This window comes from Pseudomonas sp. HMWF032, from assembly GCF_003060885.1.
Taxonomy (GTDB): domain Bacteria; phylum Pseudomonadota; class Gammaproteobacteria; order Pseudomonadales; family Pseudomonadaceae; genus Aquipseudomonas.
Window position 1 is genome coordinate 198,550 of record NZ_QAIG01000012.1, and the last position, 16,757, is coordinate 215,306.

At 59.5% G+C, this 16,757-nt stretch carries 14 protein-coding genes; all 14 read left to right on the plus strand.

Features of this window, described 5'->3' with window-relative positions:
- Positions 1–29: 29 nt before the first annotated feature.
- The 14 genes from leuC to DBR00_RS16980 all read left to right on the plus strand — a co-directional run bounded on the left by leuC (position 30) and on the right by DBR00_RS16980 (position 16,688).
- Entirely contained in the window at positions 30–1,457 is a 1,428-nt protein-coding gene (gene leuC, locus DBR00_RS16915; RefSeq protein WP_108489079.1) for a 3-isopropylmalate dehydratase large subunit, read from the plus strand.
- 11 nt (positions 1,458–1,468) lie between these two features.
- The gene (gene leuD / locus DBR00_RS16920) at positions 1,469–2,116 is read left to right on the plus strand and encodes a 3-isopropylmalate dehydratase small subunit (protein WP_108489080.1); all 648 of its coding nucleotides are present in this window, start codon (positions 1,469–1,471) and stop codon (positions 2,114–2,116) included.
- 51 nt (positions 2,117–2,167) lie between these two features.
- Complete coding sequence (gene leuB / locus DBR00_RS16925; protein WP_108489081.1) at positions 2,168–3,250, plus strand: 3-isopropylmalate dehydrogenase; 1,083 nt, start codon at positions 2,168–2,170, stop codon at positions 3,248–3,250.
- A 54-nt stretch (positions 3,251–3,304) separates the two neighbouring features.
- A complete protein-coding gene (gene asd / locus DBR00_RS16930) occupies positions 3,305–4,417 on the plus strand; it encodes an aspartate-semialdehyde dehydrogenase (protein WP_069521323.1) in 1,113 nt (370 codons plus the stop codon).
- Positions 4,418–4,563: 146 nt separating this feature from the next.
- Complete coding sequence (locus DBR00_RS16935; protein ID WP_108489082.1) at positions 4,564–5,574, plus strand: aspartate-semialdehyde dehydrogenase; 1,011 nt, start codon at positions 4,564–4,566, stop codon at positions 5,572–5,574.
- 153 nt (positions 5,575–5,727) lie between these two features.
- A complete protein-coding gene (locus DBR00_RS16940; protein WP_108489083.1) occupies positions 5,728–8,562 on the plus strand; it encodes a FimV/HubP family polar landmark protein in 2,835 nt (944 codons plus the stop codon).
- Positions 8,563–8,565: 3 nt separating this feature from the next.
- The gene (gene truA, locus DBR00_RS16945; protein WP_108489084.1) at positions 8,566–9,432 is read left to right on the plus strand and encodes a tRNA pseudouridine(38-40) synthase TruA; all 867 of its coding nucleotides are present in this window, start codon (positions 8,566–8,568) and stop codon (positions 9,430–9,432) included.
- A 108-nt stretch (positions 9,433–9,540) separates the two neighbouring features.
- Positions 9,541–10,161 carry a phosphoribosylanthranilate isomerase gene (locus tag DBR00_RS16950; RefSeq protein WP_108489085.1) on the plus strand — a complete coding sequence of 207 codons (621 nt, stop codon included), beginning with the start codon at positions 9,541–9,543 and terminating at the stop codon, positions 10,159–10,161.
- 202 nt (positions 10,162–10,363) lie between these two features.
- Entirely contained in the window at positions 10,364–11,248 is an 885-nt protein-coding gene (accD, locus tag DBR00_RS16955; protein ID WP_108489086.1) for an acetyl-CoA carboxylase, carboxyltransferase subunit beta, read from the plus strand.
- On the plus strand, positions 11,245–12,552 hold the full coding sequence (gene folC, locus DBR00_RS16960; RefSeq protein ID WP_108489087.1) for a bifunctional tetrahydrofolate synthase/dihydrofolate synthase: 1,308 nt from the start codon (positions 11,245–11,247) through the stop codon (positions 12,550–12,552). Before accD ends, folC begins: the two co-directional genes overlap by 4 nt.
- The gene (locus DBR00_RS16965) at positions 12,536–13,132 is read left to right on the plus strand and encodes an SPOR domain-containing protein (protein ID WP_108489088.1); all 597 of its coding nucleotides are present in this window, start codon (positions 12,536–12,538) and stop codon (positions 13,130–13,132) included. The genes folC and DBR00_RS16965 overlap by 17 nt, the downstream gene beginning before the upstream one ends.
- A 139-nt stretch (positions 13,133–13,271) precedes the next feature.
- Positions 13,272–13,826 carry a CvpA family protein gene (locus DBR00_RS16970; protein ID WP_108489089.1) on the plus strand — a complete coding sequence of 185 codons (555 nt, stop codon included), beginning with the start codon at positions 13,272–13,274 and terminating at the stop codon, positions 13,824–13,826.
- A gap of 45 nt (positions 13,827–13,871) precedes the next feature.
- Entirely contained in the window at positions 13,872–15,380 is a 1,509-nt protein-coding gene (gene purF, locus DBR00_RS16975; RefSeq protein ID WP_108489090.1) for an amidophosphoribosyltransferase, read from the plus strand.
- Between the two features lie 96 nt (positions 15,381–15,476).
- The gene (locus DBR00_RS16980) at positions 15,477–16,688 is read left to right on the plus strand and encodes an O-succinylhomoserine sulfhydrylase (RefSeq protein ID WP_108489091.1); all 1,212 of its coding nucleotides are present in this window, start codon (positions 15,477–15,479) and stop codon (positions 16,686–16,688) included.
- Positions 16,689–16,757: the final 69 nt, after the last annotated feature.

The window sequence follows — 16,757 nt, forward strand, 5'->3', positions numbered from 1 at the left end:
CATAGAAAGACGCTGATGAGGGAAAGCTGATGGCCGGCAAAACGCTGTACGACAAGCTCTGGGAGATGCACGAAGTGAAGCGTCGCGACGATGGCTCGTCGCTGATCTACATCGACCGGCATATCCTCCATGAAGTGACCTCGCCGCAGGCCTTTGAAGGGCTGCGCCTGGCGGGGCGCAAGCCGTGGCGCATCGATGCCAACATTGCCACCCCGGATCACAACGTGCCCACCACCAAGGCTGAGCGCCAAGGCGGTTTGGAGGCCATTGCCGATGAAGTGTCGCGTATCCAGGTACAGACCTTGGACGAGAACTGCGATGACTTCGGCATTCTCGAATTCAAGATGAACGACGTGCGTCAGGGCATTGTCCACGTGGTCGGCCCGGAGCAGGGCGCCACCCTGCCGGGTATGACCGTGGTTTGCGGTGACTCGCACACCTCCACCCATGGCGCCTTCGGTGCGCTGGCCCACGGCATCGGCACCTCCGAGGTCGAGCACGTGCTCGCCACCCAATGTCTGGTGGCCAAGAAAATGAAGAACATGCAGGTGCGCGTCGAAGGCAAGCTGCCGTTTGGTGTCACCGCCAAGGACATCGTGCTCGCCGTAATCGGCAAGATCGGTACCGCCGGCGGTAACGGCCATGCGTTGGAGTTCGCTGGCAGCGCAATCCGCGATCTGTCGCTGGAAGGGCGCATGACCATCTGCAACATGTCCATCGAAGCCGGTGCCCGTGTCGGCCTGGTGGCAGTGGATGAGAAGACCATCGCCTACGTCGAAGGCCGTCCATTCGCGCCCAAAGGCGCGGACTGGGACAAGGCTGTGGCGCAGTGGCAGGGCCTGGTTTCCGATGCGGATGCAGTATTCGACAGCGTGGTCGAACTGAGCGCTGAAGACATCAGGCCACAGGTCAGCTGGGGCACTTCGCCGGAAATGGTCCTGGCGGTGGATCAGAACGTGCCGGACCCGGCTGCTGAGAGCGATCCGGTGAAGAAGGACTCGATCATCCGCGCGCTGAAATACATGGGCTTGCAAGCCAATCAGGCGATCACTGATATCCAGCTGGATCGCGTATTTATCGGTTCCTGCACCAACTCGCGTATTGAAGACCTGCGCGCTGCCGCTGAAGTGGCCAAGGGCCGTAAGGTTGCCAGCAGCATCAAGCAAGCGCTGGTGGTGCCTGGCTCCGGTCTGGTCAAGGCGCAGGCGGAGCAAGAAGGACTGGACAAAATCTTTATCGAGGCCGGTTTTGAATGGCGTGAGCCGGGCTGCTCCATGTGCCTGGCGATGAATCCGGACAAGCTCGGCAGTGGCGAGCATTGCGCCTCCACCTCCAACCGCAACTTCGAGGGCCGTCAGGGCGCGGGTGGGCGTACGCACCTGGTCAGCCCGGCTATGGCGGCGGCGGCGGCGGTGACCGGCCGCTTTATCGATGTGCGCGAATTGATCCAGGCCTGAGGACTACACAGATGAAAGCCTTTACCCAACACACCGGCCTGGTTGCACCGCTCGATCGCGCCAACGTCGATACTGACCAGATCATCCCCAAGCAGTTCTTGAAGTCGATCAAGCGCACTGGCTTCGGCCCGAACCTGTTCGATGAGTGGCGCTACCACGATGTTGGTCAGCCCAATCAGGACAACTCCAAGCGCCCGGTGAATGAGGAGTTCGTGCTGAACTTCGCGCGTTATCAAGGTGCCAGCGTGCTGTTGGCGCGGGAGAATTTCGGTTGCGGGTCGAGCCGCGAGCATGCGCCTTGGGCATTGGAAGAGTACGGTTTCCGCACCATCATCGCGCCAAGCTTTGCCGATATCTTCTTCAACAACAGCTTCAAGAACGGCTTGCTGCCGATCATCCTCACGGAAGACGAGGTCGATGCGCTGTTTCAGCAGGCCGAAGCCACCGTCGGCTATCAACTGACCGTCGACCTGGCCGCGCAAACCGTGACCCGTCCGGATGGCGTGCAGTACAACTTTGAGGTCGATGCCTTCCGCAAACACTGCCTGCTCAATGGTCTGGACGATATCGGCCTGACCCTGCAGGACAGTGACGCGATCAAGACCTTTGAAACCACCTATCAGCAGCGCAGCCCCTGGCTGTTCGGTGCCATCAAGTAATCAGCGGGCGAGTGCATTCGTCACTCGCCGATTAATGAGTTGAGAAAAAGCATGTCCAAGCAGATTCTGATTCTCCCCGGTGACGGTATCGGCCCGGAAATCATGGCCGAAGCGGTCAAGGTGCTGAACCTGGCCAACGACAAGTACAACCTGGGTTTCGAGCTGAGTTTCGATGATCTCGGTGGCGCGGCTATCGACCGTTACGGCGTGCCGCTGGCTGACGAAACCCTGGAGCGCGCTAAAGCTGCGGATGCCATTTTGCTCGGCGCGGTGGGCGGCCCGAAATGGGACACCATCGACCCGGCGATTCGCCCAGAGCGTGGCCTGCTGAAAATTCGCTCGAAGCTGGGGCTGTTCGGCAATCTGCGTCCGGCGATTCTCTACCCACAGCTGGCCGATGCTTCCAGCCTCAAGCGCGAAATCGTTGCCGGTCTGGATATCCTCATCGTCCGTGAGTTGACCGGCGGTATCTACTTCGGCCAGCCGCGCGAGAGCAAGGTGCTGGAAAACGGCGAGCGCATGGCCTACGACACCCTGCCGTACAGCGAAAGCGAAATCCGCCGTATCGCCCGCGTCGGTTTCGACATGGCCCGTGTACGAGGCAAGAAGCTCTGCTCGGTGGACAAGGCCAACGTGCTGGCCTCCAGCCAACTCTGGCGCGCCGTGGTTATTGAAGTGGCCAAGGATTATCCCGACGTCGAGCTCAGTCATATGTACGTCGACAACGCGGCGATGCAGCTGGTGCGTGCGCCGAAGCAGTTCGACGTGATGGTCACCGACAACATGTTTGGCGACATTCTTTCCGATGAAGCCTCCATGCTCACTGGCTCCATCGGCATGCTGCCGTCGGCGTCTCTGGACGCCAACAACAAGGGCATGTACGAACCGTGCCATGGCAGCGCGCCAGATATCGCGGGCCAAGGCATTGCTAACCCGTTGGCGACCATCCTGTCCGTGTCCATGATGCTGCGTTACAGCTTTGGTCAAGTGGCCGCCGCAGATGCCATCGAGTTAGCCGTCAGCAAGGTGCTCGATCAAGGCTTGCGTACTGGTGACATCTACAGCGCGGGTACGACCAAGGTCGGCACGGCGGCAATGGGTGATGCGGTAGTCGAAGCGCTGCGCAGTCTGTAATCTTCCTGGCCCGCCGGAGGTCTCCGGTGGTCAGCTTATATAGGTGTAGTGGTTATGAAACGTGTAGGTCTGATCGGTTGGCGCGGCATGGTCGGTTCCGTGCTGATGCAACGCATGCTGGAAGAACAGGATTTCGACTTGATCGAGCCAGTGTTCTTCACCACCTCCAATGTCGGCGGCCAAGGTCCGGCGATTGGCAAGGAAACGGCGCCTTTGAAGGACGCCTACAGCATCGATGAGCTGAAAAGCCTGGACGTGATTCTCACCTGCCAAGGTGGCGACTACACCAGCGAAGTGTTCCCCAAGCTGCGCGAAGCCGGCTGGCAGGGCTACTGGATCGATGCCGCCTCGTCGCTGCGCATGGACGACAGCTCGGTTATCGTGCTGGACCCGGTCAACCGCAAAGTCATCGACCAACAACTGGATGCCGGCACCAAGAACTATATCGGTGGCAACTGCACTGTCAGCCTGATGCTGATGGCGCTGGGTGGTCTTTACGAGGCTGGCCTGGTCGAGTGGATGAGCGCCATGACCTATCAGGCCGCCTCCGGCGCCGGCGCGCAGAATATGCGTGAGCTGATCAAGCAAATGGGCGCTATCAACGCCTCGGTAGCCGATGAGCTGGCCGACCCAGCCAGCGCCATTCTGGATATTGACCGCAAAGTGGCCGAAGCCATGCGCGGCGAGTCCTTCCCGGTGGATAACTTTGGTGTGCCGCTGGCGGGTAGCCTGATTCCCTACATCGACAAGGAGCTGCCGAACGGCCAGAGCCGTGAAGAGTGGAAAGGGCAGGCGGAAACCAACAAGATCCTTGGTCGCTTCAAGAACCCGATCCCGGTCGATGGCCTGTGCGTGCGCATCGGTGCCATGCGTTGCCACAGCCAGGCTCTGACCATCAAGCTGAACAAGGATGTGCCGCTGTCGGACATCGAAGGCCTGATCAGTCAGCACAACCCTTGGGTCAAACTGGTGCCTAACCAGCGTGAAGCAAGCATCCGCGAGTTGGGCCCTACTGCCGTGACGGGCACCCTGAGTGTACCGGTTGGTCGTCTGCGCAAACTCAACATGGGCTCGCAGTACCTTGGCGCGTTCACCGTCGGCGACCAACTGCTGTGGGGCGCTGCGGAGCCGCTGCGGCGTATGCTGCGTATCCTGCTGGAGCGTTGATCGCGCGGCGCTGATACATAAACGGGCTGTCTGAAAGGGGCGGGCTGTTGGGTGTTCGAGTCAAATCGAGCACCCATCAGCCTGCTTCTTTGCATTTTGCGGGCCTGGCTATACAGTGCCGGGCTTATTTCGCTTGAAGTGTTGCCATGACCCGAACCTTTGATATTGCCGTGATTGGTGCCACCGGTAGCGTTGGCGAAGCCTTGGTGCAATTGCTGGAAGAGCGCGAGTTTCCGGTGGCCAATCTGCACCTGCTGGCCAGTGGAGAGTCGGCAGGGCGCTCGCTGGCTTTCAAAGGCAAAAGCTTGCGCGTTCGCGATCTGCAGGGTTTTGATTTTGCCAGTGTGCGCCTGGCGTTCTTTGCCGCAAGCAGTAAGGTTACCCAGATGTATGCGGCGCAGGCTGCTGCGGCCGGCTGTGCAGTGGTTGACCTGGCCAGTGGTCTGCCCGCCGAGCAGGCGCCGCGGCTGGTGCCTGAGGTCAATCCGCAGGTGCTCGCTGCGCTGAATGCGCCATACTTGCTGACCAGTCCGAGCGCGCCGGCGATCGCCCTGGCTGCGGTGCTGGCCGCGCTGACTGAATCCCTTGTTATCCAGCGACTGACCGTGACCGCTTGCCTGGCTGTTTCCAGTCGTGGCCGTGAAGCTGTATCCGAACTGGCGCGCCAGACGGCCGAATTGCTTAACGGTCGGGCCCTTGAACCGCGCCTGTTTGACCGGCAGATGGCGTTTAATCTGTTGGCGCAGGTCGAACAGGCCGATAGCGACGGGCATGCTGCGTTGGAGCGGCAGATCGCCGGTGAACTCAGGCAATTGCTTGGCGTGCCGCAACTGCCGGTTGCTATTACCTGTATCCAGGCGCCGGTGTTTTTTGGCGACAGTTTGACCGTTTCTCTGCAGGCTGAGTCGGCTATCGACTTGCAGCAGGTCTGTGCTGCACTAGACAGCGCACCTGCGCTGGAACTGGTTGAGCGGGATGATTACCCGACTGCGGTAGGCGATGCCGTCGGCCAGGATGTGGTCTATGTGGGCCGGGTGCGTGCTGGTTTGGATGATCCAGCCCAACTCAATTTGTGGATTACGTCTGATAATGTGAGAAAAGGCGCGGCGCTGAATGCTGTGCAAATAGCCGAGTTGTTGATAAAACACTATCTGTAAAAGATACTTACCTAGAAATTTGAAGAATCTTTCGAGCTTGGCAATACTGGCTGAGTTGATTGCTGAATGGGGTTACACCTTCGGGTGGGGCAGGCAGCAATTTTCAATATCCTCTCGCTGGCCGAGAAAAAAGATAAAACAAGGGATAACGCTATGGTTCGGGTTCGCAAACTGGTGCTGGCAATAGCAGCTGCTTCGGCGCTGTCATCCGGTATGGCGCACGCGCTGGGGTTGGGTGAGGTGACCCTGCAATCGGCGCTCAATCAGCCGCTGGTCGCAGAGATCGAGTTGCTGGAAGTGCGCGACCTGGCCTCAAGTGAAGTTATTCCGACTCTGGCGTCACCTGAAGCATTTACCAAAGCTGGTGTAGATCGTCAGTACTTCCTGACGGATCTCAAATTTACACCGGTGCTCAAACCCAATGGCAAAAGTGTCATTCGGGTAACGTCCAATAAGCCCATGCGCGAACCCTACCTGAACTTCTTGGTTGAAGTGCTGTGGCCCAATGGTCGTTTGCTGCGTGAATACACCTTGCTGCTGGATCCGCCACTCTACAGTCCACAGAGCGTAATCCCGGCTGCTGCACAGCTGCCTGTTGCCGCACCAGCACCACGTGTGCAGGCACCTGCCACAGCCACTCGTCCAGCCGTTGCAGTCGCCCCGGTTGCTCGTCCTGTTGCCCCAGCTGCCCCTGTCGCCCCTGCAGCCAAACCGCTGGACGGCAATGAATACAAAACTACGGCTAATGACACACTCTGGGAGATTGCCCAGCGTGCACGTGCGGGCGGAAGTGTGCACCAAGCCATGCTGGCTATTCAGGACTTGAACCCGGATGCCTTTGTCGGCGGCAATATCAACCGTCTGAAAAATGGCCAGGTACTGCGCTTGCCTGATGAGCAACAGGTCAAGAGCCGTTCCCAAGGTGAGGCTATTGCTCAGGTTGCCGAGCAGAATGCCGCCTGGCGCGAAGGTCGTAGTGTAGCCGCCAGCGCCCGTCAACTGGATGCCACCAAACGCACCAACGCCGCTGCCGCACCGGCCAAGGTTGAAACAGGCGATAGCCTGAAGCTGGTTGCCGCTGATAGTGGTAAAGCCACCGCCGGCAGCGACAAGGGCGCAGCCGACAGCAAAGCGTTGACCGACAAATTGGCCGTGACTCAGGAAAGCCTGGACTCCAGTCGCCGTGAAAATGACGAGCTGAAAGGTCGTATGACCGATCTGCAGAGCCAGCTCGACAAGCTGCAGCGTCTGATCCAGCTGAAAGACGATCAGATGGCCAAGCTGCAGGCCGACCTGGCAGCACAAAACAAAACGCCGGTTCCAGCGGCTGCACCGGCGGCAGCAGTTGAAACGCCGGTAGCTGCGGAGGTCCCAGTGACCCCGGCGCCAGCCGCTGCAATACAAAAACCTGCTGCCACGCCCGATTCGGTTACGCCGGTTGCGACCGGTGAGACTGATTTCAACTACAGCGAAGAGCCTGCTGCGCAGCCTGAAGCGGCCGCTCCCGTTGCACAGGTGCCTGCTCCGGTTGTGGCACCTGAGCCAGCCCCGGTAGCACCGCCTGCTCCTGTAGTTGAAACGCCGGTGGTTGCAGAGCCGCAGGCCGAGAGCAGCGCTTTTAATGATTTATTGGCTAACCCGATGCTGCTGGGCGTTGCCGGCGGTGGTGCGTTGTTGGTGCTCCTCGTCGCATTGATGATGCTTTCCCGTCGCAATGCCATGAAAGAAGCGGAATTGCAGGAAAGTCTGGCCTCTGATGAAAATGCCGCCGACCTGGGTGCAGGCCTGGATCTGCCTGATGACAGTTTTGCCGGACTGAGCGATGACCTCGCTGGCCAACAAGCCGATGTACCGAGCGATGAGCGGGTTACCGCGCAGACTGGTGATGCTTTGGGTGAGGCCGATATCTACATCGCCTATGGCCGTTTCCCGCAGGCTGCCGAGCTGCTGCAGACCGCAATCAATGACGAGCCACAGCGCAGTGATCTGCGTCTGAAGCTGATGGAAGTCTATGCCGAGATGGGGGACCGTAATGGCTTTGCCCGTCAGGACAACGAACTGCGTGAAATCGGTGGCAGCGCTGCCGAAGTCGATCAAATCAAGGCCAAGTACCCTGCGATGGCAGCGGTAGCTGCCGGAGCCGGTTTTGCAGCGGCTGCGACTGCCGAAGATCTCGACAGCTTCAGCCTGGATGATCTGACCCTGGATGACCCGGCTCCGAAAGCACCGGCTGGTGATCAGGATGATGCATTTGACCTGAGCCTGGATGACCTTGAGTCTGAACTGGACCGTGACCTGCAAGCAGCTGGTGATAATGCCTCGCTGAATGATCTGGACAGTCTGTCACTGGACAACGACCTGGACTTTAGCTCGCCGCTTGAGCAGGCCGATAATAAGGAGGATGACCTGGGCTTTGACCTGAGTCTGGCGGACAGCAGTAGTGATAGCTTGGACTTGGGGGGTGATCTGGCGGACTTCAGTCTCGATCTGGATGCGCCAGCCAAACCTGCGGCAGATGCTGAGGATGATTTCCTGCTGAGCCTGGATGATGAGCCCAGTGCGACGCCTGCTGCTGCAGAGTCAAGCTTCGAGCTGCCAGCAGAAGAAACGGCTGGTGACTTTGACCTGTCAGCTGACTTCGACCTGTCGCTGAGTGATGAAGCACCTGCTCAGCCATCGAGCGACAGCTTTGCTGCGCAACTGGACGAAGTCAGTGCCGAGTTGGATCTGCTCTCCGATGACCTGGATCAGCCTGCTGATCTGGATCTGTCGACAAGTGCTGTGCCTGCCAGCGCGGCGCTGGACAATGACGATGACTTCGATTTCCTCTCCGGCACTGACGAGACGGCCACCAAGCTTGATCTGGCTCGCGCCTACATCGACATGGGTGATACCGAAGGTGCTCGCGACATCCTTGATGAAGTCATCACCGAAGGTAACGAAGGTCAGCAACAGGAAGCGCGTGAGCTGATCGCTAAACTGGTTTGATACATGTCTGATGGTCTTACTACAACGGCAGCCGATTCGGCTGCCGTTGGCGTTTTCAAGATAGCCCTTGGTGTCGAGTACAAAGGTTCACGTTATCGTGGTTTTCAGCGTCAGCGTGCCGGTGTGCCGTCTATTCAGGAGTCGCTGGAAAAAGCCCTGGCGAAAGTCGCGGGTGGTGTGCCCGTTACCCTGAGCTGCGCAGGACGTACGGATGCGCTGGTGCATGCCAGTGCGCAGGTGGTGCATTTCGATACACCGGTAGAGCGCTCCATGCATGCCTGGGTGATGGGCGCGAATATGAACCTGCCTGGCGACATCAGCGTGACCTGGGCCAAGTCGATGCCGGCGCACTTTGATGCGCGTTTCTGTGCCATGGCGCGTCGCTACCGTTATGTGATCTATAACGATCAGATTCGTCCGGCGCATATGGCCGAAGAGGTCACCTGGAATCACCGGCCGCTGGATATCGAACGCATGCGCCAGGCGGCGCGGTGTTTCATTGGTACCCACGATTTCAGTGCGTTCCGCGCGCGCCAATGCCAGGCCAAGTCGCCAATCAAGACGGTGCACCACCTGGAATTGCTGCAGTACGGCCGGTTTATCGTGCTGGATATCCGCGCCAATGCCTTTTTACATCATATGGTGCGCAATATCGCCGGTGTGCTGATGACCATTGGTGCTGGCGAACGGCCGGTTGAATGGGCGCAGGAGGTGCTGGAAACCCGCGTACGGCGTACTGGTGGGGTGACTGCTCATCCCTATGGGCTGTACCTGGTGCAGGTCGACTACCCCGAGGAATTCGACTTGCCCAAGCGTTACCTGGGGCCGCATTTTCTCTCCGGTTTGCCGGACGTCGCCGTCGAGATCTGAACGCGCATCAACAGCGGGGGGGCTGCGTTTTTGTTAGTGCGCGGCTTGCGCAGAGCCGCCAACAGACCCTAGCATCCGGCTTTTCCTGAATTAATTGAGGTCATCCTGTTGTCAGCCGTTCGCAGCAAGATTTGTGGCATTACCCGTGTAGAGGATGCACTGGCTGCAGTCGAGGCAGGGGCCGATGCCATTGGCCTGGTCTTTTATGCCAAGAGTCCGCGGGCGGTCAGCGTGCCGCAGGCGCGGGCCATCATTAATGCCTTGCCGCCTTTTGTGACCACGGTTGGCCTGTTCGTTGATGCCAGCCGCTGTGAGTTGGGGGAGATTCTTGATGCAGTGCCGCTCGATTTGCTGCAATTTCACGGCGACGAGACCCCGGCTGACTGTGATGGTTATCACCGTCCTTATATCAAGGCGCTGCGCGTTAAGCCGGCGGATGATATTGCTGCGCAGGTAGCGCTGTACAAGAATGCCAGCGGCGTACTGTTGGACACCTATGTGCCGGGTGTCCCGGGTGGTACGGGCGAGGCTTTCGACTGGTCGCTGGTGCCGGCGCAATTGGGCAAGCCGGTCATTCTGGCGGGTGGCCTGACGGCCGAAAATGTGGCCCAGGCCATTACTCAGGTGCGTCCTTACGCCGTCGATGTCAGTGGCGGTGTCGAGTCGGCCAAAGGCATTAAGGATGCGGCGAAGATCAAGGCGTTCATGCAGGCGGTCAAGCGTGGGTGAGTGGTGCCGGGGTATGTGACGACGCTGCTGGCTTGGCCGTCCATAACCCTGTTGCAGGTTGTATGAATACTGCAGGCGGTTGATTCAAGGTGGCTGGTGCCGGCACCGGTCCCTGAAATGGCTGTACTCATGAATTTTCCCTGGCAGGCCCGGTCGCATATAGCGCAGCCCGCCCGGTTAACAGCTTTGGAGAGTCAAGAGCATGAGCAACTGGTTGGTAGATAAACTGATCCCATCGATCATGCGTTCCGAGGTCAAAAAGAGTTCGGTGCCCGAAGGGCTGTGGCACAAATGCCCGTCTTGCGATGCGGTGTTGTACAAGCCTGAGCTGGAAAAGACCCTGGATGTTTGTCCCAAGTGCAATCATCACATGCGCATCGATGCCCGTGCGCGGCTGGATATCTTCCTTGATGCCGATGGCCGTGAAGAACTGGGTGCCGAACTTGAGCCGGTTGATCGCCTGAAGTTTCGCGACAGCAAGAAGTACAAGGATCGCCTTGCTGGCGCGCAGAAGCAGACGGGTGAGAAGGATGCCCTGATTGCCATCCGTGGCACCCTGGAAGGCATGCCAGTGGTCACCTGTGCATTCGAATTCTCCTTTATGGGGGGGTCGATGGGCGCCATCGTTGGTGAGCGCTTTGTCCGCGCCGCTAATGCCGCTCTGGAGCAACGTTGCCCGTTGGTATGTTTCTCCGCGTCCGGTGGTGCGCGTATGCAGGAGGCGCTGATCTCGCTGATGCAGATGGCTAAGACCTCGGCTGTACTGGCACGTCTGCGTGAAGAAGGTATTCCGTTTATTTCCGTGCTGACTGACCCGGTGTACGGCGGCGTGTCTGCCAGTCTGGCCATGCTCGGTGATGTGATTGTTGCCGAGCCCCGTGCACTGATCGGCTTCGCGGGCCCGCGGGTCATCGAGCAGACCGTGCGCGAGAAGCTGCCTGAAGGTTTCCAGCGCAGTGAGTTCCTGCTAGAGCACGGCGCCATCGACATGATCATTCACCGTGCCGAGTTGCGTCCGCGCCTGGCGCGTCTGTTGGCCCAGCTGATGGGGTTGCCATCGCCTGTTGCACTGTCGGCGACTGCATGACTGAACGTTCCCTTGCCGATTGGCTGAGTTATCTGGAGCAACTGCACCCTAGCGCCATTGATATGGGGCTGGAGCGTTCCCGGATCGTCCTGCAGCGTCTGGGGTTAGCCAGGATTGCACCTCGGGTGATCACCGTCACCGGCACCAATGGCAAGGGATCTACCTGTGCCTTTATCGCCTCGCTGCTGCAAGGGCAGGGGCTCAAGGTTGGTGTCTACAGCTCACCCCATCTGCTGCGTTACAACGAGCGTGTGCAGATTGTCGGTGTTGAAGCCAGTGATGCCCAGCTCTGTGAAGCCTTTGCCGTGGTTGAGGCAGCGCGCGGCGACACTTCGCTGACCTATTTTGAAATGGGCACCCTGGCAGCTTTCTGGCTATTCCAGCAAGCTGGGCTGGATGCTCTGGTTCTGGAAGTGGGGCTGGGCGGTCGTCTGGATGCGGTGAACCTGCTGGATGCCGATATTGCCGTGGTGACCAGCATTGGTATCGATCATGCCGACTGGCTCGGCGATAGCCGCGAATCAGTCGCCTTCGAGAAGGCTGGTATTCTGCGCGCCGCGAAACCTGCCTTGTGCGGTGATATTGATCCGCCGCAACCGCTGCTCGATCAGGTGGCATTGCTGGACACGCCATTTTTCCTGCGTGGCCGCGATTATGACCTGAGCATGAATGAGCATGACTGGACTTGGCATGGCCTCAATGCGCAGGGCCAAGTGCTGCATCTTGATCAGTTGCCGTTGCTTGATCTGCCTATGGAAAACGCAGCCCTGGCCTTACAGGCTTATGCGGTGATGCAGCTGCCCTGGCAGCCTGAGGCGATCCGCAAAGCGTTGCTGCAGACCCGAGTCACCGGGCGATTGGATCGCAGAATGCTCAATTGGCAGGGCAAGTCACTCACGCTGCTGCTCGATGTTGGGCATAATCCCCATGCGGCTGACTATCTGGCTCAGCGTCTGGCTTCGCGAGTCCTGCCTGGCAAGCGTTTGGCGGTATTTGGTCTGCTCGCTGACAAGGACTTGAACGGTGTGATTGCCCCCTTGCTGGCTGACGTGGACAGCTGGGCGGTGGCGCCATTGCCGACCAGTCGTAGCCGTGAAGCTGCCGAGTTGCAGGCGCATCTGCAGGACTGTGGTGCGCAAGTGGCTGCTTATGCCAGTGTGCAGGCCGCACTGGAGGCTCAGTGCGAGCGGGCCGCTGATGGCGATGAAGTGCTGCTGTTTGGATCTTTCTACTGCGTGGCCGAGGCCCTGGATTGGCTGGCCCGCCAAGCCAATGGGGGCGTGCAGGATGGCTTTGCTGGATAAAGGATTGAAGCAGCGCATGGTCGGTGCGCTGGTGTTGCTGGCGCTGGCAGTGATCTTCCTGCCGATGTTGTTATCGCGTGAAGACGAGTCGCGTCGGGTGCAGGTCGATGCCCCTGAAATGCCGGCTGCGCCTGAAATGCCCAGTCTCGAGGTGCAAGCCGTGGCGGTACCTGTGCCGCAGTTGTTGCCGGATGAACCGGTTGGTTCCGGCGCCATGCAAAGTCCGGAGCCGGTCGAGGCGCCGTCGCTTGAGCAGCCGGCCGTGGCCGCAGTGCCTGCCCCTGCTGCTGCACTAGTGGCCGCGCCACCTGCTGCGCCCAGTAAGCTGGATGCCAATAGCCTGCCGATTAGCTGGTCGGTGCAGCTGGCGAGCCTGTCCAGCAGCGATGGCGCGCAGAAGCTGCAGAAAACCCTGCGTACTCAAGGCTACAACGCCTACATCCGCAGCGTTGATGGCATGAACCGGGTATTTGTCGGGCCACTGATCGAGCGCGCCGAGGCGGATCGTCTACGTGATCAGCTCAACCGTCAGCACAAACTCAATGGTTTTGTGGTGCGCTTCCAGCCTGAAGCGGGCTGAACAACCGGCCTGATCTGCCCGTCAGTCTAGGCAAGTCGCCAGGTTCGCCGGGCATTTCAGCGGTTGGTGAATCCTTTGCTTACTCCCTTTGTAGGTGCTCTGCTAAAATGCAGCGCCTTTCCAGTCGGTAACCTGCATCGTGGCATTCACCTGGGTCGATTGGGCGATTATCGCCGTTATCGCCATTTCAAGTCTGATCAGTCTGAGCCGAGGCTTCGTCAAGGAAGCCCTGTCGCTGCTTACCTGGATCATTGCTGGCGTGGTCGCCTGGATGTTCGGCGGCGCGCTGTCGCAGCACCTGGTGGACTACATCGATACCCCTTCGGCGCGCGTGATTGCAGGTTGCGCCATGCTGTTTGTGGTCACCCTGTTGGTGGGGGCCCTGGTCAACTACCTGATCGGTGAGCTGATCCGGGTGACCGGCCTGTCGGGTACTGATCGTTTTCTCGGTATGGTCTTCGGCGCAGCGCGCGGTGGACTGCTGGTCGTGGTGTTGGTCGGCTTGATCAGCCTGGCACCTGTGCAGCAAGACCGCTGGTGGCAGGAATCAGCGCTGATGCCACATTTTCTGATGGTTGCAGACTGGTCGAAAAACCTGATCCTTGGGGTGTCCAGTCAGTGGCTTGCCAGCGGCGTGACAGCGCCGGTGGAGTTACCGTTCAAAGAGGCGCTGCTGCAGCCCAAGCTGCCGTAAGTGCATTGCGAATCATCGTGTTCCATTGAGTAGGGGTTGCGTCACATGTGCGGCATTGTCGGTATCGTCGGTAAATCGAACGTCAATCAGGCGCTGTATGACGGGCTGACCGTCCTCCAGCACCGCGGCCAGGATGCTGCCGGTATTGTCACCAGCCATGATGGCCGCCTGTTCCTGCGTAAGGACAACGGCCTGGTGCGTGATGTCTTCCAACAACGCCACATGCAGCGTCTGGTCGGCCATATGGGTATCGGCCACGTGCGCTACCCGACGGCGGGCAGTTCCAGCTCCGCCGAAGCGCAACCGTTCTACGTCAACTCGCCGTACGGCATCACCTTGGCGCACAACGGCAACCTGACCAACGTCGAGCAGCTGGCCAAGGAGATTTACGAATCTGACCTGCGCCACGTCAACACCAACTCCGATTCGGAAGTGCTGCTTAACGTGTTTGCTCACGAGTTGGCGCAGCGCGGCAAGCTGCAGCCGACCGAAGAAGACGTGTTCGCCGCGGTGACGGAGGTGCACGAGCGCTGCTTGGGCGGTTATGCAGTGGTGGCGATGATCACTGGCTACGGCATTGTCGGTTTCCGCGACCCTAACGGCATTCGTCCGATTGTGTTTGGCCAGCGTCACACCGATGAAGGTGTGGAATACATGATTGCCTCCGAAAGCGTGTCGCTCGACGTGCTCGGCTTTACCTTGATCCGTGACCTGGCACCGGGCGAAGCGGTGTATATCACCGAGGAAGGCAAGCTGTTCACCCGTCAGTGCGCGGCCAATCCAACATATGCACCGTGCATCTTTGAGCACGTTTACCTGGCGCGTCCGGATTCGATCATGGACGGCATCTCGGTGTACAAGGCGCGCCTGCGCATGGGCGAGAAGCTGGCCGACAAGATCCTCCGTGAACGTCCGCAGCATGACATCGACGTGGTCATCCCGATTCCGGACACCAGTCGCACCGCTGCACTGGAGTTGGCCAACCACTTGGGTGTGAAATTCCGCGAAGGCTTCGTCAAGAACCGTTACATCGGCCGCACCTTCATCATGCCCGGTCAGGCCGCGCGCAAAAAATCCGTGCGCCAGAAGCTCAATGCAATCGAGCTGGAGTTTCGTGGCAAGAACGTCATGCTGGTCGATGACTCCATCGTGCGCGGCACCACCTGTAAGCAGATCATCCAGATGGCCCGCGAAGCCGGGGCGAAGAACGTGTACTTCTGCTCGGCTGCACCGGCAGTGCGTTATCCCAACGTTTATGGCATCGACATGCCCAGCGCCCACGAGTTGATTGCGCACGGCCGCACCACCGAAGAGGTGTGTGAGCTGATCGGTGCCGACTGGCTGGTGTATCAGGATCTGCCGGATCTGATCGAAGCGGTCAGCGGCAGCAAGAAGATCAAGATCGACAATTTTGACTGCGCGGTGTTTGACGGCAAGTACGTCACCGGTGACGTTGATGAGGCTTACCTGAACAAGATCGAGCAGGCACGCAACGATGCCTCCAAGGTCAAGTCGCAGGCGGTCAGTGCGATTATCGATTTGTACAACAACTAAACCATCAGCCCTTGGCGTTCGGCCCGGGATGTATCCGGGCCCATTTGGAATTTTTAGCCCGGAGCCTATCCGGGCTTTTGCTGTGAAGAGGTAGGTATGAGTCAGGAATGGCAAGCGGGACGTCTGGACAGCGATCTTGAAGGCGTCGGCTTCGACACCTTGGCGGTGCGCGCCGGTCAGCATCGCTCCCCCGAGGGCGAGCACAGCGAGGCGATTTACCCGACGTCCAGTTACGTGTTCCGTTCGGCGGCCGATGCGGCGGCGCGCTTTGCTGGCGAAGTGCCGGGCAATGTCTATTCGCGCTACACCAACCCGACTGTGCGTGCCTTTGAAGAGCGCATTGCCGCGCTGGAAGGGGCCGAGCAGGCTGTGGCGACCTCGTCCGGCATGTCGGCGATTCTGGCCATTGTCATGAGCCTGTGCAGCGCAGGCGACCACGTGCTGGTGTCGCGCAGTGTGTTCGGCTCAACCATCAGCCTGTTCGAAAAGTACCTCAAGCGCTTTGGTGTGCAGGTTGATTATGTGCCCTTGGCGGATCTCGACGGCTGGGCGGCGGCGTTTAAGACCAACACCAAGTTGCTGTTTGTCGAGTCGCCGTCCAACCCGCTGGCCGAGTTGGTGGACATTGCCGCGCTGGCCGACATTGCCCATCGCAACGGCGCATTGCTGGCGGTGGACAACTGCTTTTGCACGCCGGCCTTGCAGCAGCCGATCAAGCTCGGTGCGGATGTGGTGATGCATTCGGCCACCAAGTACATCGACGGCCAAGGCCGCAGCATGGGTGGGGTGGTGGCGGGCTCGGCCAAGTTGATGGCCGATGTGGTGGGTTTTCTGCGCACCGCCGGGCCGACGCTGAGCCCATTCAATGCCTGGATCTTCCTCAAAGGCCTGGAAACCCTGCGCATCCGCATGCAGGCCCATTGCGCCAGTGCGCTGCATTTGGCGCAATGGCTGGAGCAGCAGGACGGCATTGAACACGTGTACTACGCCGGCTTACCCAGCCACCCGCAGCATGAACTGGCCAAGCGCCAACAGAGTGCCTTCGGTGCGGTGGTCAGCTTTGAGGTGAAGGGGGGCAAGGAAGCGGCGTGGCGTTTTATCGATGCCACACGGGTGATTTCCATCACCACCAACCTGGGTGATACGAAAACCACCATCGCGCATCCGGCGACCACTTCGCACGGTCGTTTGACCCCGGCCGAGCGCGCCAATGCCGGTATTCGCGACAACCTGATCCGCGTTGCCGTGGGTCTGGAAGACCTGGCCGACCTCAAGGCCGATCTGGCTCGCGGTCTGGCGGCACTCTAAACCGCTCCCAGCACCTGGCGGTTGCTCGCCAGGTGCATCATTTCTCCACAGCGGCTGTTTATTGCTGGG